The organism is Flavobacterium soyae (assembly GCF_021245985.1).
Lineage (GTDB): Bacteria > Bacteroidota > Bacteroidia > Flavobacteriales > Flavobacteriaceae > Flavobacterium > Flavobacterium soyae.
Genome location: NZ_JAJQXA010000003.1, coordinates 295,822 through 320,481, shown reverse-complemented (window position 1 = coordinate 320,481; position 24,660 = coordinate 295,822). Strand labels below are relative to the sequence as shown.

The following is a 24,660-nucleotide window of genomic DNA, read 5'->3' as shown; positions in this document are numbered from 1 at the left end:
CAGTTTTCTTTTAGTAAAAAAGGAGAAGAATTTTTACTCTCCTCTCCTTTTCAAAATTTAAATTGAGCTACAATGTGTACTTAATTAAATTCATATTTTTAATATCCATCATTTTGGGTCAAAGCCGGGTTTAAAACCATAGCGTTGGTTGGGATTGGGAAAACACGACGGTAAACATCTGTATTGGTTTTGTAGCCCCATTGTCCTTCATATTTTCCAAAACGGATCATATCATTTCTATGCCATGCTTCCCAGGTAAACTCACGGCTTCTTTCTTTATAAAGTTCCTCTAAACTTACACCGCTCAAAGCTGCAGATGTTGTACGGTTAGAACGAACCATATTTACTAATGCATCAGCATTTTGTCCTAATGTTATACTTCCGCCGCGAAGAATAGATTCTGCTTTCATTAAAAGTACATCTGAATAACGCAAGAAAGGAACGTCGTTCTTTTGGTTACGATTTGTTGAAGTAGCATCCGGATAGAATTTAATATTTCTATATCCCATGTTCCAGGCAATTTCATCGTTTCCAAGATCAAATAAAGTTACACTTTGACGAAGCACAATGTTTGGTGTCAAGTCTACCTGATAGGTATATGCTGCACCTCCATCTGATCCTGTATAAAACTGATCGTATCCTTTTTTAGTTGTTGTAACCATTACCGGAGTAACACCATCATTCATGTATTGTGGACCTGTAAGCCATTGTTTGCTGCGTATATCATTTGCATCATTAAAGTATGCATAAAATTCCGGAAGAGTACTCCTAGGTGCACTTGGTGTAAAAGGAAGTCCAAATTTAGCTCTTTCAGAACGAGGCACATCGTAGCGTGCGTGATACATTTGTCCGTTAAAACCAACTGTAACTGCTGCCGGGTCATAAGGTACTGCAAAAATAAACTCTTTCATTAGCGGCCCGTTAGTCGGATAAAACATTTGAAGATAAGTTGCTCTTGGTTCAACAGCATATAAACCAGAATTAATTACCTGATCGCAAGCTGCAATACAATCATTATAGCGTTGTGTTCCTGTATATACCTCAGCGTTCAAATACAATTTAGCAAGCATTGCATTAGCAGTCTGCTTATTTGGTCTTCCATAAGTTGTAACTCCCGATGCAGCATTTAAACTAGGAACTGCATTTTTTAATTCTTTCTCAATAAAATTGAAAACGTCTTTTCTGGGAGTTTTAGCATGAGAAGAAAAATCTCCATACAATGTATCCAAAGGCACATCTCCATAACTATCCATTAACATGAAATAAGAAATAGCGCGCATTGTTTTTAATTCAGAAATCAAAGTTTGTTTATCTGAACCTTCAGGCATTGTCTGGTTCAAAATTGAAATTGCCTGATTACTGGTTCCGATAACTTTAGACGACCAGTCCCAAAGACTTCCTATGATACCATTATCTGCATTCCAGTCATGGTAATGCATGGCAATATAATTTCTGTTATCAAACCAGTTACCTCCTCTTGCCGGTAAAATAGCTTCATCTGTTGTTAAAGATTGTGACCACCACCAGGCAAATGAAAATTCACCGCGAAATGCTGTATAAACGGGCCCTGTAGTCTGAATGTACTGTGTTGAGTTTTGGGGAAAAACTTCGGGTGTTAATTGTGTTGTAATAGGCACATCTAGATCATCACAAGACCATATTAAACCAGTCATAAGTACCGGAAGCCCTAAATATTTTAATATCTTTTTCATAATTTTTAGCATTTAATTTTTAGAAGATCACATTTAAACCAAACATATAAGTTCTGGTTTTTGGATAGAAATTATTTGAATCTACACCTGGAGCTGTTCCTCCTTGTTCAACTTCCGGATCAATTCCTCTGTACTTAGTAATAACAAATACGTTATTTACTGTTTGGTAAATACGCACACTGCTTATATACCTGCCCACTTTACCAAAATTATATCCCAAAGTCATATTGTCTAATCTTACATAACTGCCGTCTTCTATAAAACGATCCGAATATTTATAAGAGTTTAAATCATTTGGTGACTCATTTCCTGCGTCGACTAAAATGTTATTGGTCATTGCAGTGCTAGGTCTGAATAAATCGGCACGCGTAGCATTGAAAATTTTATTACCAAAAACTCCTCTGAAGAAAATACTTAAATCAAATTTTTTGTATTGAAAATTATTTGCCCATCCTACTAATAATTTTGGCTGTGCGCTTCCTGCATAATGATAATCTACTCCAATTTGAGGTGTAGTAGTCAAATTACCATTTTTATCATAATACTGCGAAACTCCGGCTGCGTTTTTCCCTGCATATTTCAATGTAAAGAATTGTCCTAAAGGTTTTCCTTCTTTAAAAATCTGTAATGTACTTCCTGTTTGTCCACCACCGTCTGGCTGTACACGACGGATAGAATCTCCACCAACAAAGAATGGACTGGTTAATTTAACGATCTCATTCTTATTGTGTGCCAAATTCAGATTAGTTGTCCAGCTGAAATTTGCCGTTTTAACCGGAGTTGTGCTTAAACTAACCTCAATACCTTTATTAGACATTGTTCCTCCGTTTGCTACAATGTTTCCTACTGGTACAAGTACCGGATTTACGTTGTAGTTAAAAATCATGTCTGTTGTTTTCTTATCGTATACATCAACGGAACCTGATACTTTTCCTTTTAATATTGAGAAGTCAACACCAATATTTGCTGTAGCTGTTTTTTCCCATTTCAAATCAGGGTTAGCTGCCTGGTTAGGTCCATAAGCTCCAATTTGTTGTCCGTTATAATAGAAAGTTCCTAAACTTCCGGAAATAAACTGAGCTGTGTATGCATTAAATCCAGAAGAGTTTCCTGTTACCCCCCAGCTTCCGCGGAATTTCAAATCACTAAAAATGTTTTGATTCTGCATGAAACTTTCTTTATCTACTCTCCATGCACCACCTACAGAAGGGAAATACCCCCAGCGATTATTTGCTCCAAACATAGATCCGCCATCTCTTCTAAGTGATCCCTGTAAAAGATACCTGTCTTTGTAATTGTAATTTAAACGTCCAAAGTAGGATATTAAACGTGTTTTTTGGTATGCTTTACTGTCTCCAAAATTTACAACATAACCATTAACCGAAGTGTAATTACTTAAAGCAAGGTTGTTGTATCCTACATTATCTACCGGAAAGTTAGTTGTTGTAGCCTGAAATCCGTCTCCTAATGTATTTTCCTGCCATGAATAACCCACAACAGCTTTTATTTTATGCTCTCCTATTGATTTATCCCAAGTAAGGAAGCTTTCAATAATATTATTTCTGGTTTCGTAAGAATTTCTCAATGCTGAACCATTTATACCAAAATTAACCAATGTTTTTGTCAAAGGCGGATCTGGGTTGTTGTAAAAGTTGGCACTGTTGTATTGTGAATAATAACTGTCATAAAATTCTCCATGAGCCGACGTTAACCTTTGGTGTGCTAAATTCAAATTATAAGTAAATCCAAAAGGAAGTTTTACTTCTGCAGTAAGGTTACCTACAAGGTTTTCTGTTTTAGTTTCATCAGTACCATGTTCAATTAAAGCCACTGGGTTAAAATATCCCGGACTGGTAAAGTTTTCAAAAAAACTTCCATCAGCATTTCTTACCGGAGAAACAGGAAGATAGCTTGCTGCCTGCAAAAGAACAGTATTTCTCTGTGGTACATTTTTATATTTTGTACTAGAATTAGTAACGTTTAAACCAAATTTAACCTTATCATCAAAAGCAAATTGTTCAACAGATAAGCGGGCAATGATACGGGAAAAATCACTTTTCAGCATTATACCTTCTTTATTAAGCGAAGTAATACTTGCTGTATAGTTTCCATGATCTCCGCCGCCGCTCATCGATAAGTTATGGCTGCTTGATGCTGCATATCCTGATCTTAAAATTTCTTTTTGCCAGTTTGTATTAGCACCTTTGTCATTTTCCGGAGTAAAGTTCAAATTGTTTTTAGTTGTAAAAGCTCTAAGCTGATCTGCATCCATCATGTCCAGATTATTTGAAACTTCTTCCCAGCCAACATAACCATTGTATGCAATCTGCGTTCTGCCTTTACTTCCTTTTTTTGTCGTTACCATAATAACTCCATTTGCGGCACGGTTACCATAGATTGCCGTTGCAGCAGCATCTTTTAATACATCGATAGTTGCAATATCATCTGGGGCAATTACTGAGATATCTACTCCGGGAATACCGTCTATTACATAAAACGGTCCTTGAGAACTATTTAATGTTGAAGCTCCACGCAAAACCACAGAAGCTGTTTTTGTCGGGTCGCCGCTTGATGAAATATTCAAACCAGAAACTTTACCCTGCAAAAGCTGTCCAACATCACTGATTGCTCCCCTGTTTAAATCTTCAGCTTTAACAGAAGTTACAGCAGTAGTAAGGTTTTTACGAGATCCTTTACCATAACCAACCACTACTACTTGTTCTAAGTTGGTTGTCGTAGGCTGTAACTTAATGGTATAGTTTGTTTTTGAACCATCTAATTTTAGTGGTAAATCATTAAATCCCATAAAAGAAATAATCAGTACAGCATTTTTATTTGAGACTGAAAGTTTAAATTTCCCATCAAAATCTGTTGTTACAGTATTGGTTGTACCTTTTTCAAGCACATTAGCGGCTGGAAGAGGAATACCTTTGTCATCTAAAATTATACCGGACACTTCTGTTTTTTGGGCCCAGGTATTAATTGAGAAGCCAAGAAAGAAGGCTAATAATAAAAGTTTAAGTTTTTCCATTGTTTTTTTGGTTAATTGGTTAAAATAGTATTGACGAAATTAATGCTAAAGAAATGTTAACAAATGGACATGTTATTCAGAAACATGGATAATTTCTTTAAAGTCAATAACGACAAGGCCTCACAAAGTTGTTTTTCTAAAATTCTATAGTTAAAAACTTATTAATTAATCGATTTCGTAAAGATTTCATTTCATATATTCAGTATAGTTTAAGGTAATGGTTAAAAGTTTAAGTTATATTTTGCTTATATACGTATTAATTGCTGCCTTTGTATTTTATTTATTTACTTTCAGACCAATTAATTTCCCAATTTTTGATTAATTCACTTTCTTTTGTTTCATCAAATGGATTATTATTAACTGCTGATTTTTTTAGAGCCTCTAAAAACATTTTCCATCTTGGCCAGTAAAACCCTTTATACATTCCGTGCCATGATCTTGAAGCATAATCATTCAAATGTCCTTCTCCGCCCCAAAGTGTAATTAATGTTTTTGCATTTTTCACGTACAACTTAGATACCTCCGGAGAACTTCCGTATGCTGAGGCTGATTCTATCCAATTATCAAGACTGTTTAAAGGCTGCCCGATCATAATATTGTCAATATCCAAAGCTTGTTTTTCTATCTTTTTAAACAGCTGGTCTCCTTTTGTAATGTCTTTCTGCTGGTACGCTTTTACACATTCTATCAAATCTTCATCAATACAGAGTGAATAATAATGTCTTGAAACATCAATTAAATCGTATTGAATAAGATTCTTTTTATCGTACTTTTTAGCTTCTTTGGTTAAAATATCTAAAGCTTCTTTTAGTTTTTTCTTATCTCCGGGATTTCCTTTAAATTCTGTAATTGTCGCGGTCGGACGTTTAAAAAGCAAATACGCTCCAGCCCTATCATTCCACCAGCGGGTTTCCCAATATTTAATATTGTAAACAGATTCCAGCAATAATTGCCATGCCTGAAAAACAGAAGCAGAAGTCTTTTTCCCGTATCTCGCATCCAGATATTTATTGAGCCAGTCATCTATAGGCTGTTCTCCCTTACTCCATGCAAGATCATAGATGTATTCATAAACTATCGAATTATTATTTAAGCCTTCCGGCATAACTCCGTAGCCCACAACATTGCCTTTGTTTTTATTTTTTAGCAGACTCGTCAATTCATTTTTGTAGAAATTAAGATCTCCATAAACAGGATTTGATCCTCCATAATTATGTACATAACCATATGTCCATTGTTTTCCATAAAAGGCTTCCTGATTTTCCCATACTTTATATCTGTCATTGGCGTAGTCCTGAATGATTAGTCTGTCATTTGGTACTTTACTTAGAAATGCACTTGTGGCTTCTTTTGTCCAAAATTCTTTATCGTCTCCAAAAAGCCATCCCTGCATAACCCATACTGCACCAGGAGCTGCTTCATTAATAGTTTCATAAATTGTGCTTCCGTAATTTGAAAGTTCTTCATATTTATTATGTTCAGAAACCGGAGGCCTAATTTCATTAAAAGAATCTGCTAAATAAAAATTAGACTTTCCGTACATTTTAGTGTAAATTTCAATAAAGCGTTTTCCGATTTTTTTAAATAAAGGATCTTTAGAATCCAATAAAAAAGTACTTTCAAAACCGCCGCCAGACCATGATTTTAATTCACTTATTTTGGCTTCCGGGTGTTTTTCGGCAAAAGCTTTAGGCACATAACCACTAAAAGCAGGTACAACAGGATGCATGTCTAATGCTCTCATTCTGTCTAAGATTTTCTTTTGAAGCTCTTCTTTTTTACTGAACCATTCCTGCGGCAATGGCCCTTCAAGACTGTTGATGTTTCCCATACGCTGCCACGGCAAAAAGGCCGGTCCTGTAAAATGTGCTTCTAACTGAGTGCTGGTCAAACCGTACTCTTTCCATAATTCCTGCCACGCTGCTTCCTGGCCTTCCATTGCCGTTGGAAGATTAATGCCGTGCACTGCCATCCAGTCGATTTCCTGTTCCCAGCGTTTCCAGTCCCACCACGGAGTTGTGTAGCCAAAAGTACAGGCATTTAAATATTCTCTGTATTCAAATGGTGTATTTCCTTTTTTAGAATACTTTGGCCACGACTTTGGCAAATTGACTCTCTTTCCTTCCCAGCTTACTAAAACTGCACCAATATCCCTAAGAAAATTATAAGCGGCATAACAAATCGCAGTATTATTTGATGCTTTAATTTTTACCTGACTGCCTGTTGTTTCGATTTCAAACCAATCTGATTTATTATGCTCTTTGTTTTCAATAATACTTAATTCAAACTCGCTGGCACGATTACCTATAAGTCTTTCTATTACTGCTAATGCGCTTTTTGTTTTTTCTTCATTTTTGCAATACCCTTTGACCGCACAAAAAAACAGCAGTATAAAAATTGGTAAAGCCTTTTTTAAAGAACTATTCTTTTTAATTTTAAAATTCTCTCTTTTCATATAAATCATATATTTATTAAATCATCTCAGCCTAATACAAACAAGGGAGATTAAATAGTTAATTAATCTCCCTATCAAACAAAACAAAAATCTATTACTAGTAACTAACAATCTTATTCAATAAAACTCAAGATCAAACAACTGAGTCCTAAACTGAAAATAAAATTATACATAATGCCCTTTATTAAGATGGATTTATCAATCAAAAATATAGACATATTCTCTTAGAGTTGTTAACTTGTCACAAATAATTAATACTTTCCAGCTTTAATAATTTCCACAAAAAAGCCTGTAAACATTGAGTTTACAGGCTTTTTTTATATTAAAATCATATTTTTTGCAGCAAAAAAACATTGACTGTTCAATTGTGGTCATACAAACCTGCAAAGTCCTAAAAACAAAAGTTTTTCGAGCTTTTTTATTTTCATTTTATATCTATTTCTATCAAATTTATTTTTAATTTAGAATCAGCTGTAAATCAACAAATTAATTTCAAAATTAAGATAAAAATCAGATGCAGATTTTACCTTCCGCCAGTTTAGCTCCGTATATAAAGAATTATACTATTGTTACGATTGAAAAGGATCTTAACAATGAAGTATTTTATCCAAGCGGTTATGTAGACCTGATTATCAATATTTCTGAAGGAATGGCGGCTACTATTATCAATGGCAGACGAAAAGATACTCCGGCTATCGAGCTTCTGGGACACTTAACCCTTCCTGCCCGCCTTACCGTTGCAAAAGGGACTTCTGTACTTATAGCACGAATTTATCCGCATGCCAGTGCGTTGTTTTTCTCTGATCCATTATCAGAATTCACCAATTATGCTACAGACATGTACGATGTAGCACAAGTTGAAAACAGGGAGCTGTACGAAAAAATAATGGAGGCAGATGGACTTGCCTCCAAAATCAATATCTTAGAAAATCACTTTGTGCAGCAGCTGAAAAAATACGAAACCCGATTAAAGAAAGTATTGATGCTTCAAGGTCTCAATCAGAATCTTTTTGTTACTAATTCATTAGATTTACCTGCCTTAGCCCAAAATTCCGGATTATCAGAAAGATATATTCAAAAACTTTATCTGTCAAATGTTGGAATAAGTCCTTCGGCATTTACTTCTGTAATACGATTCAATAAAAGCCTGCATTTAGTCCTTAATACTTCTGAATCATTAACTACTATAGCCTGCGACTGCGGATATTATGATCAGGCTCATTTTATTAAAGAGTTTAAAAAATTTACTGGCATTACTCCTTTTGCATCGCGATCTTCACTGCTAAAAAATGGTGCCGATTTTCAAGAAGCTGTCAATGTTGGTTTTTAGATTTATTTTGCCGGATGGTTGCTGCTAAACATGTCGCGGTGCATTTTCCAGCCGTCTTTTGTATTCTTCCAAATAACAATCACTTTTCCATCGTCTATTTTTTTACCTTCCAGATCGGTCATCTCATAATAACTTTCTTCTGTTACAGCCGTTTTGCCGTCTCCATATAAGTTTTGAATGATAAACTTAACCTGTACTTTAGGCCCGTTTTTAAAGAATGCAGCTATTTGTGTACTTCCACATATAGGTGCAGCATTGGGCGGAAACAAACAGGCATCCTTAGTATATCTGGTGAGAATAGATCCGTCATTTTTGTTAGCGAGATCTGCATAAATTTCATTACTGGCTTCTATAATCTTTCTGACATTTTTCAATGCAGGATTTGAGGTTTGTGCATTACACCAAAAGGTAAGCATCAGTAATCCGTTTAAAATAAGTGTTCTTTTCATTTCTAATATTTTTTTTTCCAAAGTAATTCATTCCTTCAGACAGAAAATTGTAAAATAACGAACAACTTTTGTTTTCACTTTCAAACAAACTTAAAACTCAAAATAAGTTTAATTTCAACACTTAAAAAAGTATCACAATAAACCCCAAAAGTGAACTATTTTACTCCTTATTTTTCAGCATTTTTCTCTAACTTAGCGCTCTACATTTTGAAATGTAAGATTAAAATAAACTTTGTTTTTCTGCAAAACATTGATTGAAAAAGAATTACCATACTTTCTCTTACTTTTTTGCTGCAAAACATTCTTCTAATAATTTAGTTAATTAAAAACTATGAGCAAATTTGATTTTGGAATTGTAGGACTTGGTGTAATGGGCCGTAACCTACTTTTAAATATTGCAAGCCATAACTTCGCGGCGGCTGGTTTAGACTTAGACACGGAAAAAGTCAACTCTCTTCAGCAAGAAGCCGATTCTGATCATACAATTGAAGCGACTACAGATGTGAAGCATTTTGTAGAGCTTATTCAACAGCCAAGAGCGATTATGCTATTGGTTCCTGCCGGAAAACCGGTTGACAGCGCAATCGCAAGTTTATTACCCCATTTAGATAAAGGAGATATTATAATCGATGGCGGAAATACTTATTTTACCGATACTGACAGAAGATTTTTGGAATTATCTGAAAAAGGAATCCATTTCTTTGGAATGGGAATTTCAGGAGGTGAAAAAGGAGCTCGTTTCGGTCCTGCAATGATGCCGGGCGGTGACCAGAAAGCATACGAAAGACTTCGCCCTATTTTTGAAGCGATTGCTGCAAAAGTAGACGGTGAACCTTGTGTTGAATATTTAGGGAACGGTTCTGCGGGTAACTATGTAAAAATGGTTCACAACGGAATCGAATACGGAATCATGCAATTGATCTCTGAGATTTATGATTTAATGAAAAGAGGTTATAATCTGGATGACGAAACGATTCAGAAAACTTTTGAAGAGTGGAACCAAACGGATGATCTTAGATCGTATTTGATCGAAATTACCGGAAAAATCCTAAAACAAAAAGATGAAGACGGAAGTCTGCTAATCAATAAAATTTCAGATTGGGCAAAATCTAAAGGAACAGGAAAATGGACTTCGCAAAACGCAATGGATTTGCAGGTTCCGGTTCCAACTATCGATGCTGCGGTTAACATGCGCGATATGTCTAAAACTAAACCTGAAAGAATTGAAGCTGCTAAAAAATTAGTTTGGAACGCTGCAGAAAGTAATGTAAATACAAGCGAAGCAATTGCTGCCTTAAAATCGGCATTATACCTTTCTATTGTTGTGACTTATGCACAAGGACTGGCTCAGCTTCATACAGCTTCTAAAGAATATAATTACGGATTAAACTTAGAGACTGTTGCTAAAATTTGGCGCGGCGGCTGTATTATTCGTGCGACTATTTTAGAAGATTTCAGAAAAGCGTTTGTTACAAAATCAGATTTACCAAATATACTTTTAGATGCTGGAATTGCTTCTAAATTATCAGAAAACCAAGCCGGAATGAGAACTGCTGTCCAGTTTGCTGTTCAAAAAGGATTACCAGTTGCAGGATTGATGAATTCATTAGCTTATTTTGATGCTTACAGATCTGCAAATCTGCCAACAAATTTAATTCAGGCGCAGCGTGATTTCTTCGGGGCGCATACTTATGAGCGTATTGACAAAGAAGGCGTTTTCCACACACAATGGTCTGAATAAACAACTTAAAGCAACACAACTACACACAATGACTAAAAATAAACTTAAGAATCCAACAATCATTGTTATTTTTGGAGGAACCGGAGATTTAGCAAAGAGAAAGCTCTTTCCCGCATTTCAAAATCTGTACCTTGACGGACGTATGTCTGAAAAGTTTCAGATTATTGCTCTTGGAAGAGCAGAAAAAACTAATGAAGATTTTCGCAGTTATGTATTAGAAAACCTAAATACTTTTTCAAGAAGAAAAGGAGTTTCTGATCCTGAAACTGAAAAATTTCTTTCGCACATTACGTATCACAGTCTTGATATTGATAAAGAAGAATCGTATATCGGATTAAACGAGAAAATCAACAATTTTGATCTGGCTTTTGGCGAACGTGCTAATCGTCTTTTCTATCTTTCGATTACACCTTCTTTTATTTCGACGATTTCAAGCAATATCAAAAAGATTGGACTTGCTGCAAATCCGAAACAAGATCGTATTATTATCGAAAAACCTTTTGGTTATGATAAAACATCTGCAATCGAATTGAACGAAATGCTTTCTCAGACTTTCAAAGAAGAGCAGATTTACAGAATTGATCATTATTTAGGTAAAGAAACGGTACAGAATATTTTGGCTTTCCGTTTTGGAAATTCGATGTTTGAACCTTTATGGAGCCGTAATTTTATTGATTTTGTTCAGATTACCGTTGCAGAAGAAGTGGGCGTTGAAGAACGAGGAGGTTTCTACGAAGGTGTTGGTGCTTTAAAGGATATGATTCAGAACCATTTGCTTCAGATTTTATGTATGACCGCTATGGAAGCACCCGCATCATTAAGTGCAGATGACATTCGTAATCGTAAAGCTGATGTTCTAAAATCGATTCGCCGTATCAAACCCGAGGAAGTAGATCATTATATTGTAAGAGGCCAGTATGGTGCAGGTGAAATAAAAGGAATTCCGGTTCCGGGATATCGTCAGGATAAAGGAATTGCCCCGGATTCTAATACCGAAACTTATGTAGCGATGAAAATTTATCTGGACAACTGGAGATGGCAGGGAATTCCGTTTTATCTGCGTTCCGGGAAAAGAATGGAAGAAAAACAATCTTCTATTATTATACAATTTAAACCAGTGCCGCATTCTTCATTTTCTTATGGGAAAGAAGGAATGACACCAAACCGGCTAATCATCAATATCCAGCCTGCAATGGACATTAAACTGCAGTTTATGACCAAAAAGCCTGGGCTTTCGCTTTCGTTAAGACCTGCAGAAATGGTATTTGACTATTTCGCTTGTTCTACGATGTCGCCGGAAGCTTATGAAACATTAATCGCCGATGCTTTAGCAGGAGATCCTACCCTATTTATGCGCTGGGACCAGGTGGAAGAGGCCTGGGACGCTATTGACACGATTCAGCAGGTATGGAAAACTATTGCGCCAGCCAATTTTCCTAATTACAAAGCGGGAAGCTGGGGGCCAGAAGAAGCAGACGAATTATTGGCGCGTCAAGGGCATGCCTGGATTCCAAATACACAAATAATAGAAGAAATTTTAAATGATACAGATATACAATAATATAGAAGAAATTAATAGTAAAGCTGCAGATCTTTTTGCAGCATCTGCCCAGAAAGCTATTGCCGAAAAAGGCAAATTTACAGCTGTTCTTACCGGAGGTTCTTCTCCTGCAGGAATTTACAAGTTATTAGCTTCTGATGCTTACAAAACAAAAATAGACTGGAGTAAAGTTTATATATTTTGGGGAGACGAACGCTGGGTTCCGCTAAATGATGATTTGAGTAATGCAAAAATGTCTTACGCAACATTATTAAGCCACGTTCCTATTCCGGCAGAAAATATTTTTGAAATGTATAAAGATGGTGTTACGCCAGAAGATTTTGCGGTTACTTACGAGCAGTCTATTAGAACTGTTTTAGGTGATGAAGGAAAATTTGACCTTATTTTATTAGGTATGGGAGACGACGGACACACGGCTTCTCTTTTTCCTCGTGAAGCGGTATTAGACGAACAAAATAAATGGGTTGCTGCTTATTATTTAGCACCGCAAAGTATGCACCGCATTACGCTGACTGCGCCATTAATCAACAAAGCCGAAAAGATTATCGTAGTGGCTTTTGGAGAGAAAAAAGCACATGCTTTAAAAGAAGTAACAACCGGGGTATACAATCCTTCAACTTACCCAATGCAGCTGATTAAACCCGTATCTGGAGAATTATTATTTCTTGTAGATAAAAATGCTGCGGGAGCAAATTAAAATTTGTTTTACAAAATACTGAAAAGCCTGTGAACATAATGTTTACAGGCTTTTTATATTAAAATATATAATAATCTAATTTCCTAGCTCTAGTTGATTTTTTACTAAATTAAAATAATCTGATTTATTAAAAACTAATTCAGAATGGCTGCCCTGTTCAACAATTTCGCCATTTTTAAGTACTATGATATTATCTGCATTTTTTACAGTACTCAATCTGTGTGCAATAATAACAACGGTTTTTCCTTTAAAAAATTCCTGCAGATTATCATGTATAATTTTTTCGTTTTCAGCATCAAGTGCAGATGTTGCTTCATCAAAGAAAATATAATGCGGATTTTTGTAAACAGCTCTGGCAATTAAAATACGCTGTTTTTGACCACCAGAAATTCCATTTCCTGATGCCCCAATTTTTGTATTATACCCAAGTGGTAATGTTTCAATAAAATTTTCAATATTGGCAATTTTTACTGCCCTTTTCATTTTTTCCCGATCAATAATTTCTTCACCCATTGCAATATTTCTTTCAATTGTATCTGAGAAAATAAACCCTTCCTGCATAACAACGCCACAGTTTTCACGCAAACTTTTGGCCGAAATATTTTTTACATTTTCGGATTCAAATAACAGCCTGCCTTTTGTTGGTTCATAGAACTTTAATAACAATTTTAGCAAAGTAGTTTTTCCGCTCCCACTCGCACCAACAATCGCTGTAATTTTACCTTCAGGAATAACAAAATTAATATCTTTTAATACAAAGGACGATTGAGGTCCTTCATACTGAAAACTTAAATCCACCCCTCTTATTCCTAAAGGAAATTGAGTATTAATATTATTTATTTTTAAAAGATTATCATCTCCTTCTTCTGTTGGATGGTTTTGTACCTCATTCAATCTTTCTAAGCTGAGTTTTGCATCTTGAAAAGAACGAAAAAAACTAACAAGTTGATTTATTGGACTATTCATTTGTCCTACTATATAAGATACACTTAAAAGCTGCCCTAAAGTCATTTGTCCTTTTATAACAAAACTTGCTGCTAAAAAGGTGACTAAAATATTTTTAAATTGATTTAAAAACTCAAAGCCAGACAACTGGAATTGGTTTAGTTTTAAAATTCGGATATTTATTTTAAATAATTTCGCTTGGATTTCTTCCCATTCTTTTCGCTTAAAATATTCAAACTGATTTAATTTCATTTCAGTTACTCCATTGATGATTTCTAAAATGGATTCGTGGTTTTGGCTTCGCTGCTGAAAAAGAAAATAATCTAGAATTTTTCGCTTTTTGAGCCAATAAAAAGACCAGCTGATAGACATTACAGTAAGAAAAAGATAAATGATAAGAATTTTAACATCATAATAACAAAGAACTCCAAAGAACACCGAAAATGTAATCATTGAAAAAAAAGTAACTAAACTTTGAGAGGTCAAAAAATGCTCTATACGCTCATTATCTTGTATACGCTGAGTAAAGTCGCCGGTCATTTTAGTATCAAAAAACTTAATTGGCAATTGCAGTAACTTTTTTAAAAAATCAGATATAATGTTAATACTAATTTTTGTTCCTATATAAAGCATTAACCAGTTTCGAATTATTTCGATCGTTATAGACCCAAAAAACAAACCTAGCTGAGCTAAAAGAATAAGACTTATCAGGTTTAAGTTTTTCTTGCTTACACCATTATCAATAAGGCTTTGAGTTAGAAAAGGAAAAACTAAACTTAAAGCGCTCCCTAATAAAAGCATTATAAAAAGCCAGATTAATTGTTTTTTGAATGGTTTCAAATGATTAAAAATATATTTAATCTTTAATCTTTCTTCTTTAGGCGGAGTTAATTCATAGAACTTTTCAGTTGGCTCAAGAAACAAAGCAATTCCATTATTTTCATCAGATAACCAAGACTTTACAAACTTTTCTTCATTTAATACAATCAAACCGTAGCCCGGATCAGCAATTTTATACGTTTTTTTTCTTGTCAGTCTATTTTTTTTTATTTTTTCAAGGACAACGAAATGATTTTGATTCCAATGAAGAATACAAGGCAAAGGCATTTGATTAAGTCTTTCAATAGTTAATCTACCAGAAAGGACTTCAAACCCTATCTTGACCGCGGCCTCTGCAATACCTAATAAAGAAACTCCTTCCCGAGTTATAAATGAATTATCCCTCAAGTATTGTAATGAATATTTTTTACCATAAGTACTGGCTGCCATACATAAACAAGCAGGTCCGCAATCCATTTGGTCTCTTTGAGGGGTAAAAATCATAATTAACTAATAGCTACTAAAAATTTATTTTTTACAATTTCTAACTTCTTACTTTCATCAAAATCATTAACACAATAATCTTTTCCTAAATTTTCAAGTGCACTTTGAGAACATCCGCCGTTGCAGATAGGCATTATTTTACATTCTAAACAAGGAGGGTTTTTAAATTTAGCATTCATTCTTAAATCAAATTTTTCATTCCACTCAATCATTCCTTCCTCTTGTAAATCGCCTTCTTTATTTCCTGAATTAAAATCTCTTGCAGTACATTTAAAGACCTCTCCATTATAATTTATGGTGGCTTGATGCCTTTTATCTGCGTAACAAGAATCTCTTACAGAATCTATGTCTTTATTATAAGTTACATTAAAATTATTTTGCTTAAAATAAGTCATTGCATCAATCATTGCCTGATGCAAATCTTCTTTTTCCTGCCAAACACGATTAAAAGAAAAATTTAAAAACTTACGTGCAGCCTCATCCAGATCAGAAAAGTCATCTACAATTTTATTAAGATCTTCTAAAGTTTCTTTTGATATATTTAAACGACAAGTAATTGTTATTCCATTCTTAAGGGATAATTTGATGTTTTTAATGATTTCGTCATAAGAACCTTTTTCTTTCGAAATAAAACGCACCTTATTATGACGTTCTCTATGTCCATCTAGCGTAATCTGCATATGTTTTACTCCAAATTTTACGCACTTATCTAATAAATCCTGATTTATTAACAAGCCATTAGTCGTAAAATCAGAGAGCATTTTTACACCTTTATCCTTGCACAAAGCGCTTACTTTTTCTAAAATTGGCAAAACAGTTTTATTGAAATACAATAAAGGCTCTCCTCCAAACCAAGAGAGTGAAAATTGTTTTAGGCCAGGCTGATTTAAAACACGGGTTATAAAATTAAGAGTCTTTTTAATTTCTAATTCTCCCATCTTCGAATCTTTGATATGAGTTTCATAGCAATACCAACATTTGAAATTACAATTCATAGTAGGATTGATAATTACATGGAAATTACCATTATCTGCCTGATCTATTTCATAAACTAAAGATTTTACTTGTTCTAATTCGTTTACATCTTTTGAAATTACAAATCCCTTTTCTTGTAAATGGTTATAAAAATCGGGATGAACTTCTTCTAATTCAGTAATATTTTCTCTTTCTGCAGCTTGAAACAAATCATATAATTCAGGGTCAAGGATAGTGAAATCATTTTTATAAGCATTATATCCTATAATTTTATCTTCATATGGAAAAAACGAATTGAATTTACTTGTCTTCATAGCTTAATAGTTTTAATTAAAATGCGAAGGCTTTAAGCCCTCGCATTAAGGGTTATTAGTTATTACAATGTGCAACTGAATTTGTACAGTTACAATTATTACCACTGTCAGGAGCAGTTCCTCCTTTTATTTTATTTAATTGATTTGTATCTAAGGATGCAAATCCCCCAGAAAATTTCCCTTCTTTTAAAACTAATTTTTGAGGTTTATTTTTTGAATTTTTCATAATATTTAATTTTAAGGTTAAAGTTTTACAGAATCATCTTTTAGAGTCATCTGATTTCGATGCAGACTTTCCTTGCAAGGGTATTAATATTAGTTATTGCAATGTGCAGCTGAATTTGTACAGTTACAATTGTTACCACTATCCGGAGCAGTTCCTCCTTTTATTTTATTTAATTGATTTGCGTCTAAGGATGCAAATCCCCCAGAAAATTTCCCTTCTTTTAAAACTAATTTTTGAGTTTTATTTTTTGAATTTTTCATAATGTTTGATTTTAAGGTTAAAATTTCATGAAATCATCTTTTAGAGTCATATGATTTCTATATGGACTTTCCTTGCAAGGGTATTTATAAAACTGTTCTTTTGTCGTGCACTACAAATTACTTAGTTTCGATAAATTCAATAAATTAGTTGGCTCTATTACTTTCTTCTGTATTTCCTCCTTCTCTGTTTCTGACCTTTATAGATTTATTTCCGAAAGTATAATTAATAGAAAATCGAACCGATTGTGAATCATTATAAATATTGAAAGTGTATAATGTACCCTGAGTGTTTCTGGTACCTGTTGTTTTATAGGAACGAAATAAATCTCTAAATAAAAGGTTCATCTGAATTTTTTTATTCAGCATGCTGTATTTAAACCCTAAGTTCATATATGACCTTCCTTGTCTTGTATCGTAGGCATATTTATTAGGAAAATCGTAATGGTAAGTTAATTCTGCATTGAGACTTTTTTCTTGATTTAAACTAAACGTATTTACTGCATTTATGTCTCCTCCCCATCCTGAATAATAAGCTTTTAAATAGCTGCTTGTACTCTTGTTCTCCGTATAATAAACATCTACACTGGCAGTAGACGACCACCAAGGAAAAACATTAAAAGAAACATACTCTGACCAGCCCGTAGATAATGTATTTCCAAAATTTTCGCGAATACTTAATATTGTATTCTCATCTTGATTAATAGTCAGCTGTCCAGACTCTCCTTTTGTAACTGACAGCCAAAGTTCTGTATTCAGCTTATTTTTATAACTATGATTAAGTTCTATATTATGACTAAATGAAGGCTGTAAAAAAGGGTTTCCATAATTAATGAAATTTAGATTTGTGTACCACCTTGCAGGATTTAGTTCCCAATAAGCAGGTCTTTTAATCCTTTTTGAATAATTTACATTAAAATTATTGTCATCATTATGAATATAAGATATGTAAACAGATGGAAAAAACTTTATGTAATCGTTTTTATTAATAAGATTTTCGGGTTGAGAAATTCCTTTTGTATAAGTTGCTTCTGCTCTCAATCCTAATTTTACATCCCACTTTTTATTCAGTTTTCGTTGAGCAGAAATATAAAATGCCTGGTTATTCTCCACGTATTCAAAATCATTCATTTGATTTAAATAGGGTTGGTTTTCTCCCGAAATTATTTCGTAAAATTCGCCTAAAGCATTATTCTTTGTTTTTGTAAAACTAATTTTTCCTCCATAATTCAAATTTGCCCATTTAAAAGGCATATCAAAATCAACTTTAAATGAAAAATTATCTATATTCTGATGACCATAATTATAAGTATAATAATCATTAATTTCTGAATTTATATAATTCTCATTCGTCGTATAAAATGGATTATTTTTCTTTTGATCTCTTTTAAAATAATCTACATCTAAAGTAACTTGTCTGCCAAGAGTATCAAGTTTATGGGTAACATTAAAATTAAATGTATTATTATAACTATCTATATCTGAATCTCCGGTTGAATGATAGTATTTATCCAATTCTGATGATGATGAATAAATTAAGTTTTTACTTGTTTGATAATCATTTGCATTAAAATTGAATCCATTATAAAATGCACCAATTTTAGTTTTAGGAGTCAGCTGATAATTAATTTGAAAATTACCCGCTATGCTTTTTGAATTAGATCTGGTATAATCCTCTTGATTCCAGGTCTCCTGAGTAAAATAAGCATTAGGGGTGTTAGTATTAATATTTTTTCTAAATGATGATGTAATGCTAGTCGAAATATCTACTTTATTTTTCTGATATAAGAAATCGCCTCCTAATGATTCAGAAAAATAAGCAGCCTGAGTTGAAGTACTTCTCACTGTTCCATTCCAGCTATTTTTTTTAGTTTTCTTTAATATTATATTTACAATTCCGCTGTTTCCTTCTGCATCGTATTTTGCCGGAGGAGTTGTTATAACTTCAATACTTTTAATATTAGCAGATTGAATTGTTCTTAAAAAAGCAATTAAATCTTCTCCAGAAAGTTGTATCAATCTATCATCAACCATTACAGCCATTGCCTTTTTTCCTACCATAGAAATCCCATCATCCTGAACCTTTAAACTTGGCGTAACCCTCAAGGCATCAATTGCATCACCGCCAGCTGCCGAAATAGAATTTTCTACATTAAAAACTAATCGATCTATTTTTCGTTCTATAACCTTTTTTTGACTTTTTACTACTACTTCACTTAGTTTTTCTTCTTTCTCTGTTATTTTAATAAACCCTAAATCAATATTATCATTAAGTGTTATTCTTTTTTTCCATAAAACAACACCCATTTGTTTTATTTGTAAAAGATAGTTGTTCGCTCCTGCAGATAATACAAAATCACCATTACTATTAGTCATCTCGCTCATTATTGCAGTTGAATCTTTATCTATCAACAAAACTTCGATAAGCTCTATAGGATTATTTTTAGTATTGACCACTTTACCGGTAACTTTTACCTGTGCAAACAATACTGAACTATAAAGCAATAAAGAAGCAATTACTATTATTCTTGTCATTCCTAATTATAAATTATATCTTTTATTATGAGTAATTTTCTAAATCCAAAACTATATTAACAAAGGCTCTCAATGCAAATGGTGTATGTCTACATTTATAAATATCGTGGGTTATTTTATAAATTCCGGATAAAAAAAACACCAAGAACTTGTTTTTCAACCAATTAACAAATGTGTTTTATTTAAATATTTCAGTCATATTTTCACATAAAATGATTCAAAAATGTATAATTTTGGCCACTTTTTTAATTGTTCGGTACCTGTTTAATAACTAATATGTCAAAACCAGAAATAGATTTTACTTTTTTTTCTTCGTTTATAATTCGTACTCCCGCTTACCCTATTCATTTTTATAAAAATCTTACAAAAGGATTTTCAATTAAATCTGATACTGTAAAGGATTTAGTAAAAGACCCTCAAATTAGTGAAGCTCTATATTTAGCCTCACCAGAGTTATTTGCGGAAATTCAAAAATGGTGTACACAAGAAAATTACCCAATTCAAAAAGGTGAAAAAATTAAAATATCTGTATTAAAATATCTAATTCGAATGTCGACCAGATGTACTCCGTTTGGGCTTTTTGCGACCTGTGGTGCTGGCAGATTTAGCGATTTTACAAAAATCAATATCGAAAAAAATAGTCCAGCTGATATTCTCGCTGGCAAAAAAGATCCTTTTTATAGAAGAACCCGTTTAGACATGCAGTTTCTGGCTAATGTATCGACTCAATGGAGCAAAGATCAGGGCATTCAAAACGAATTACTTTTTTATCCCAATTCTACACTATATAAATTAGGTGATTTTTATAGATATATAGAATATACCTTTGAAAAAAGCAAACGCAAATACTCTCTTGAAGCATTAAAAAGAAGTGATTATTTAGACTTAATACTAGAAAAAGCTGTTGCGGGCTTAAATAAAGATAATTTAGCTGCACATTTAATAAGCGATGAGATTAATAAAGAGGAAGCTTTAGAGTTTATCGACGAATTAATTTCGAATCAAATTCTGGTATCAGAATTAGAACCCACACTCACCGAAAACTCAATAAAAAAAGAGCCTAAAAAAGTCCTAAAAATTGAAACTTTCAATAATGAAATTAACAATAAGCTGCTAAAAATTGATGCAGAGTTAGGAAACCAAATCGCTGCTTATGAAGCCATAATGGAAACCCTGCAGAAAGAAGAAATTGCTTTTGATAAAAAGTATCTTTTTCAAACTGATTTATTTCTTAATTCTAACGATTTTCAACTAGATAAAAAATATACTGCTGTATTATACAAAGCAATACATCTTTTAAACCAAATTTCTGAAAAACCTAAACAGACGCCTTTAGAAAACTTTAAAAAATCTTTTCTTGAAAGATATGAGCATGAAGCTGTTCCGTTAGTTAAAGCACTAGACATCGAAACGGGAATTGGATATTTGCAGAATACTATTTTTGACCCTACTCCTATATTAGATAGTATTGAAATCAAACCCAAGACAAATACTGATCAGCAAATAAACTTAAATGAAGCTCAAAAAATTGTTTATAATAAATTACAAAATGCACTGCAGAATAACGAGACAAGTATAAGTTTAAACAATGCTGATTTTAAAGAAGTTTTTTCGGCACATAACACGTCGGATACATTTTCGTGTGTTTTTGAAATCATCGAAGAAGACGAAAAAGAATGGATAGCAATTCAAAGCATTGGAGGCTCTAGTGCTGCAAATTTACTAGCCAGGTTTTGTTATGGAAATCCGGAAATAAGCAATTTTGCAAATGAAATTACGCAATTTGAATCTGAAAGTATTACAGATAAAATCATTGCCGAAATAATTCATTTACCAGAGTCAAGAACAGGAAATGTATTAAGAAGACCAAGTTTTAGAACTTATGAAATTCCTTATTTAGGACAGTCGAATCTTCCAATTTCGAATCAAATAAATGTTGAAGATTTATGGTTATCCATAAAAAACAACAGATTAGTTTTATGGAGCAAAAAACATGACAAAGAGGTTATTACAAAACTGACCAACGCTCATAATTACTCTTATAATGCTTTACCTATTTATCAATTTTTGTGCGATATGCAATTTGAAAATCACAAATCGGCATTAGGATTGAGTAATAAGTTTGAAAAACTTTTTGATTATTTACCAAGAATTACAATTGGAAATTGTATTATTTCAAAAGCAAAATGGATTTTTAATAAAAAGAAACATTCTGATTTTTTTGAAATATTGACTTCAAAAAATGATTTCAATCCTGAAATAATCCGTTCAGCACTTCTTTCTATGAACATTAAAAAAAATCAATATGTATCGTTAATTGATGGTGATAATACATTGGTCATTAACCTTGAAAATGACACTTGTATTCAAATGCTGGCTGAAACAACAAAAAGCAGAACACAATTTATTCTGGAAGAATTTTTATTTCCTTCAACTAAAATCGTTACAGAAAAAACAGGCTGTTATGCCAATCAATTTATTGTGGGTTTAAAAAAAAATAAAGTATAAAAATGAATCAGCAGTTAAAGAGAACTTTTATTCTGGGAGAAGAATGGCTTTATTATAAAATTTATTGCGGAAACTTTTCTGCCGACAGCATTTTAGCAGAAAGTATTTTACCAATTGTGACCAAGCTTCGCAAAAAAAAACTTATTAAGCAATGGTTTTTTATACGTTATAATGATCCTAAAAATCATATAAGGCTTCGCTTTAAAATAAAGGACTCCAAGAATATTCAGAAAATAATACTATTAATTCAGGCTCATTTTAGAGAGTTGATCGAAAAAGATTTAGTAAATGATATTGTAACGGCTACTTACAAAAGGGAAATTGAACGATATGGAGAAACTACAATTGAGCTGGTTGAAAAATTATTTTATCATCAAAGTAAAAAAACACTAAAACTTATTTGTAACACAACTACGCAGGATGATGAAATAGCCCGAATATTTGCCTCGTTACAAATGATCGACGATTTGTTAGAGCATTTTCAGATTTCTTTAGAAAACCGAATTCATTTTGTAAAATCAATAGAACAGGCTTTCAAAACCGAACATGCAATAGAAAAAGAAAATAATAAAAAATTAGATCAGCTGTATCGAACATATAAAAAAGAAATAGGATTATATTTACAAGAAAAACAAGAGCCTTTTTATTTAGAAGGATTAATTAAATTATTTAAAACAACCCAAAAAGAGATTGCGATAATAAATGATATAATAAATAAGAAACCATCGATTCCTTTAGAAAATATTATTTCCGCTATTATCCACATGAATATTAATCGAATCTTTAGATCAAAACAAAGACAATACGAAATGCTTTGTTATGATTTCATGACCAGATATTATAAAAGCATAGCTGCCAGAAAATGAAAAATACGACCCTGATTTTTTTACTGTTATTTACAACGGCTTTATTCTCTCAAAAAAAAGAAACTTTTATTATTCCTGATTCGCTAAAAAACACATCTTTTACCGAACTGGAAAAGCGTTATGAAAATTCTTTTATGAATAAAAAAAACAAAAAGCTTTATGCTAATGTTTATTACCAAAAATCTAAACTTCAAAATGATAAAATAATACGTGCCAACGGATTATACTTTTTTGCTATAGCAGTAGCCAGCGATACTATTGCAATGCAGTGTTCAGACTCAATTATTACACTAACTAAAAATGTTGATGATTTTAATTATCCTGCGAGGGGTTATATCTTAAAAAGTAGTTTTTTAATGAAAAATATGGATTTAAGATCTTCTTTAACTAATGTCCTGGAAGCAGAAAAATACTCTTTGAAAAAAGGGAACATTGAGCAAAATTTATTGGTAAATCAACAAATTGCCCTAATTAAAATTGAACTGGGAAAACCAAAAGAAGCTTTACCTCTTATAATTAAAAATTACAACTATTTTAAATCAAAAAAAACACATTCTATTGATTATCTATATACTACCTGGATTTTATCAGATATATATATTCGTTTAAAGAAAATAGATACTGCCCTTTATTACATTAAAATTTTACAAAATCAAATCAATTTAGATGATCGGTTTTATAAATACTCCATTATGTATGAAGGTATTTGTTATCACTTTAAAAAACAGTATACTAAAAGTAACCCTCTTTTAGATAAAGCTCTTGTAATGCTGGGTTCAGGCGATGATAAATTAAATTTAGCTATTAGCTATTATTACAGAGGAGAAAATATTTTACAAAATGAAAAAAATATAATTAAAGCGCAGAGTTATTTTGAAAAAGCAGATTCTATACTCGTTAAAAGCGGATCCAATACAGCCGATTTACAAAATAATTGTATTCGCCTAATTGAAATCAGCAAAAAACTAAAAAATAACGAAAAACAGTTATATTACTTAAATCGCTTAATTGAGATAGATTCTTATTTAAATAAAAATGGGATTATTTTAGAAGAAAATATCAATAAAAATTATGAAAGACCTCATTTATTATTAGAGAAAGAAAAAGTAATTGCAAAAATAAACACAGAAAAACAGCTTTACATTGGTATTGGTTTTATCATTTTTATAGGCTTAGGATTTTCTCTGTTTTATTTATCAAAAACAAAAAAACAAAATAAACTTTATGAAAATAGAGTGAATGAATTAGTTCAAATATACAATGAGGAGAATAAAACTCCTGACATACAAAATCCTATTTCTGAAACTATTATTGAACCAAAAGAAAATACGGTAAAAACGGTAGACCTTTCTAAAGAAAAAGCTGTTGAAATATTAAAAAAATTAGACGAATTTGAAAAAAATAAAGGCTATCTGGAACCAAACATAAACCAAATTGATTTTGCACGAAAACTTGAAACCAATAGTACTTACTTATCAAAAACCATTAACCAGTATAAGAATAAAAATTTCAGTCAATACATAAATGATTTAAGAATAGAACATACTATTGCAAGATTAAGCGGCGATAAAAAATTTAGAAATTATTCTATCAAAGCCATCTCAGAAGAAGTTGGTTTTAGTAACTCTGAATCTTTTTCAAAAGCTTTCTTGAAAAAAACAGGATATCAACCCTCCTATTTTATAAAAAACAGCGAAAAATAATTCTTTTTAACACCATAGTAATTAGCCCATTA

General features: G+C 32.5%; 16 protein-coding genes. 7 read left to right on the top strand and 9 right to left on the bottom strand.

The window, feature by feature from the left end; genetic code table 11:
• Positions 1–98: 98 nt before the first annotated feature.
• The 3 genes from LUU93_RS05815 to LUU93_RS05805 all read right to left on the bottom strand — a co-directional run bounded on the left by LUU93_RS05815 (position 99) and on the right by LUU93_RS05805 (position 7,198).
• Positions 99–1,712, bottom strand: coding sequence for a RagB/SusD family nutrient uptake outer membrane protein (locus LUU93_RS05815; RefSeq protein ID WP_232679271.1), 1,614 nt, complete (start codon positions 1,710–1,712; stop codon positions 99–101).
• Positions 1,713–1,731: 19 nt separating this feature from the next.
• The gene (locus tag LUU93_RS05810; protein ID WP_232679270.1) at positions 1,732–4,743 is read right to left on the bottom strand and encodes a SusC/RagA family TonB-linked outer membrane protein; all 3,012 of its coding nucleotides are present in this window, start codon (positions 4,741–4,743) and stop codon (positions 1,732–1,734) included.
• Positions 4,744–5,023: 280 nt separating this feature from the next.
• The gene (locus LUU93_RS05805) at positions 5,024–7,198 is read right to left on the bottom strand and encodes an alpha-N-acetylglucosaminidase (protein WP_232679269.1); all 2,175 of its coding nucleotides are present in this window, start codon (positions 7,196–7,198) and stop codon (positions 5,024–5,026) included.
• A gap of 514 nt (positions 7,199–7,712) precedes the next feature.
• On the opposite strand from LUU93_RS05805, the gene LUU93_RS05800 reads away from it, so the two are divergent.
• The gene (locus LUU93_RS05800) at positions 7,713–8,528 is read left to right on the top strand and encodes a helix-turn-helix domain-containing protein (RefSeq protein ID WP_232679268.1); all 816 of its coding nucleotides are present in this window, start codon (positions 7,713–7,715) and stop codon (positions 8,526–8,528) included.
• Positions 8,529–8,530: 2 nt separating this feature from the next.
• Here LUU93_RS05800 and LUU93_RS05795 read toward each other — a convergent pair whose 3' ends face one another.
• Entirely contained in the window at positions 8,531–8,977 is a 447-nt protein-coding gene (locus LUU93_RS05795; protein WP_232679267.1) for a YybH family protein, read from the bottom strand.
• Positions 8,978–9,308: 331 nt separating this feature from the next.
• Between LUU93_RS05795 and gnd the strand changes: the two genes are divergently transcribed.
• The 3 genes from gnd to pgl are packed head-to-tail and all read left to right on the top strand — an operon-like array spanning position 9,309 to position 12,976.
• A complete protein-coding gene (gene gnd, locus LUU93_RS05790) occupies positions 9,309–10,718 on the top strand; it encodes an NADP-dependent phosphogluconate dehydrogenase (RefSeq protein ID WP_232679266.1) in 1,410 nt (469 codons plus the stop codon).
• Positions 10,719–10,746: 28 nt separating this feature from the next.
• Complete coding sequence (gene zwf, locus LUU93_RS05785) at positions 10,747–12,279, top strand: glucose-6-phosphate dehydrogenase (RefSeq protein ID WP_232679265.1); 1,533 nt, start codon at positions 10,747–10,749, stop codon at positions 12,277–12,279.
• On the top strand, positions 12,260–12,976 hold the full coding sequence (gene pgl / locus LUU93_RS05780) for a 6-phosphogluconolactonase (RefSeq protein ID WP_232679263.1): 717 nt from the start codon (positions 12,260–12,262) through the stop codon (positions 12,974–12,976). The genes zwf and pgl overlap by 20 nt, the downstream gene beginning before the upstream one ends.
• Before the next feature lie 75 nt (positions 12,977–13,051).
• Here the strand turns inward: pgl and LUU93_RS05775 are convergent, their stop codons facing one another.
• The 5 genes from LUU93_RS05775 to LUU93_RS05755 form a co-directional block, all read right to left on the bottom strand.
• The gene (locus LUU93_RS05775) at positions 13,052–15,244 is read right to left on the bottom strand and encodes a peptidase domain-containing ABC transporter (RefSeq protein ID WP_232679261.1); all 2,193 of its coding nucleotides are present in this window, start codon (positions 15,242–15,244) and stop codon (positions 13,052–13,054) included.
• Positions 15,245–15,246: 2 nt separating this feature from the next.
• Positions 15,247–16,533, bottom strand: a complete 1,287-nt coding sequence (locus LUU93_RS05770; protein WP_232679260.1) for a radical SAM/SPASM domain-containing protein — start codon at positions 16,531–16,533, stop codon at positions 15,247–15,249.
• 55 nt (positions 16,534–16,588) lie between these two features.
• Entirely contained in the window at positions 16,589–16,759 is a 171-nt protein-coding gene (locus LUU93_RS05765; RefSeq protein WP_232679258.1) for a hypothetical protein, read from the bottom strand.
• Between the two features lie 89 nt (positions 16,760–16,848).
• Positions 16,849–17,019, bottom strand: coding sequence for a hypothetical protein (locus LUU93_RS05760; RefSeq protein ID WP_232679256.1), 171 nt, complete (start codon positions 17,017–17,019; stop codon positions 16,849–16,851).
• 144 nt (positions 17,020–17,163) lie between these two features.
• Positions 17,164–19,551 carry an outer membrane beta-barrel family protein gene (locus LUU93_RS05755; protein WP_232679253.1) on the bottom strand — a complete coding sequence of 796 codons (2,388 nt, stop codon included), beginning with the start codon at positions 19,549–19,551 and terminating at the stop codon, positions 17,164–17,166.
• A gap of 276 nt (positions 19,552–19,827) precedes the next feature.
• Here LUU93_RS05755 and LUU93_RS05750 point away from each other — a divergent pair, with 276 nt between their 5' ends.
• The 3 genes from LUU93_RS05750 to LUU93_RS05740 are packed head-to-tail and all read left to right on the top strand — an operon-like array spanning position 19,828 to position 24,628.
• Positions 19,828–22,059, top strand: a complete 2,232-nt coding sequence (locus LUU93_RS05750; RefSeq protein WP_232679251.1) for a lantibiotic dehydratase family protein — start codon at positions 19,828–19,830, stop codon at positions 22,057–22,059.
• Positions 22,060–22,061: 2 nt separating this feature from the next.
• Positions 22,062–22,925 (top strand): thiopeptide-type bacteriocin biosynthesis protein, encoded by an 864-nt coding sequence (locus tag LUU93_RS05745; RefSeq protein ID WP_232679249.1) that lies wholly within the window; start codon positions 22,062–22,064, stop codon positions 22,923–22,925.
• The gene (locus LUU93_RS05740; RefSeq protein ID WP_232679246.1) at positions 22,922–24,628 is read left to right on the top strand and encodes a helix-turn-helix domain-containing protein; all 1,707 of its coding nucleotides are present in this window, start codon (positions 22,922–22,924) and stop codon (positions 24,626–24,628) included. Before LUU93_RS05745 ends, LUU93_RS05740 begins: the two co-directional genes overlap by 4 nt.
• Positions 24,629–24,660: the final 32 nt, after the last annotated feature.

What these genes read in the sequence shown, in the direction of transcription:
- LUU93_RS05815 (WP_232679271.1), bottom strand. Translation starts at nt 1,712, where the DNA reads ATGAAAAAGATATTAAAATATTTAGGGCTTCCGGTACTTATGACTGGT.
- LUU93_RS05810 (WP_232679270.1), bottom strand. Translation starts at nt 4,743, where the DNA reads ATGGAAAAACTTAAACTTTTATTATTAGCCTTCTTTCTTGGCTTCTCA.
- LUU93_RS05805 (WP_232679269.1), bottom strand. Translation starts at nt 7,198, where the DNA reads ATGAAAAGAGAGAATTTTAAAATTAAAAAGAATAGTTCTTTAAAAAAG.
- LUU93_RS05800 (WP_232679268.1), top strand. Translation starts at nt 7,713, where the DNA reads ATGCAGATTTTACCTTCCGCCAGTTTAGCTCCGTATATAAAGAATTAT.
- LUU93_RS05795 (WP_232679267.1), bottom strand. Translation starts at nt 8,977, where the DNA reads ATGAAAAGAACACTTATTTTAAACGGATTACTGATGCTTACCTTTTGG.
- gnd (WP_232679266.1), top strand. Translation starts at nt 9,309, where the DNA reads ATGAGCAAATTTGATTTTGGAATTGTAGGACTTGGTGTAATGGGCCGT.
- zwf (WP_232679265.1), top strand. Translation starts at nt 10,747, where the DNA reads ATGACTAAAAATAAACTTAAGAATCCAACAATCATTGTTATTTTTGGA.
- pgl (WP_232679263.1), top strand. Translation starts at nt 12,260, where the DNA reads ATGATACAGATATACAATAATATAGAAGAAATTAATAGTAAAGCTGCA.
- LUU93_RS05775 (WP_232679261.1), bottom strand. Translation starts at nt 15,244, where the DNA reads ATGATTTTTACCCCTCAAAGAGACCAAATGGATTGCGGACCTGCTTGT.
- LUU93_RS05770 (WP_232679260.1), bottom strand. Translation starts at nt 16,533, where the DNA reads ATGAAGACAAGTAAATTCAATTCGTTTTTTCCATATGAAGATAAAATT.
- LUU93_RS05765 (WP_232679258.1), bottom strand. Translation starts at nt 16,759, where the DNA reads ATGAAAAATTCAAAAAATAAACCTCAAAAATTAGTTTTAAAAGAAGGG.
- LUU93_RS05760 (WP_232679256.1), bottom strand. Translation starts at nt 17,019, where the DNA reads ATGAAAAATTCAAAAAATAAAACTCAAAAATTAGTTTTAAAAGAAGGG.
- LUU93_RS05755 (WP_232679253.1), bottom strand. Translation starts at nt 19,551, where the DNA reads ATGACAAGAATAATAGTAATTGCTTCTTTATTGCTTTATAGTTCAGTA.
- LUU93_RS05750 (WP_232679251.1), top strand. Translation starts at nt 19,828, where the DNA reads ATGTCAAAACCAGAAATAGATTTTACTTTTTTTTCTTCGTTTATAATT.
- LUU93_RS05745 (WP_232679249.1), top strand. Translation starts at nt 22,062, where the DNA reads ATGAATCAGCAGTTAAAGAGAACTTTTATTCTGGGAGAAGAATGGCTT.
- LUU93_RS05740 (WP_232679246.1), top strand. Translation starts at nt 22,922, where the DNA reads ATGAAAAATACGACCCTGATTTTTTTACTGTTATTTACAACGGCTTTA.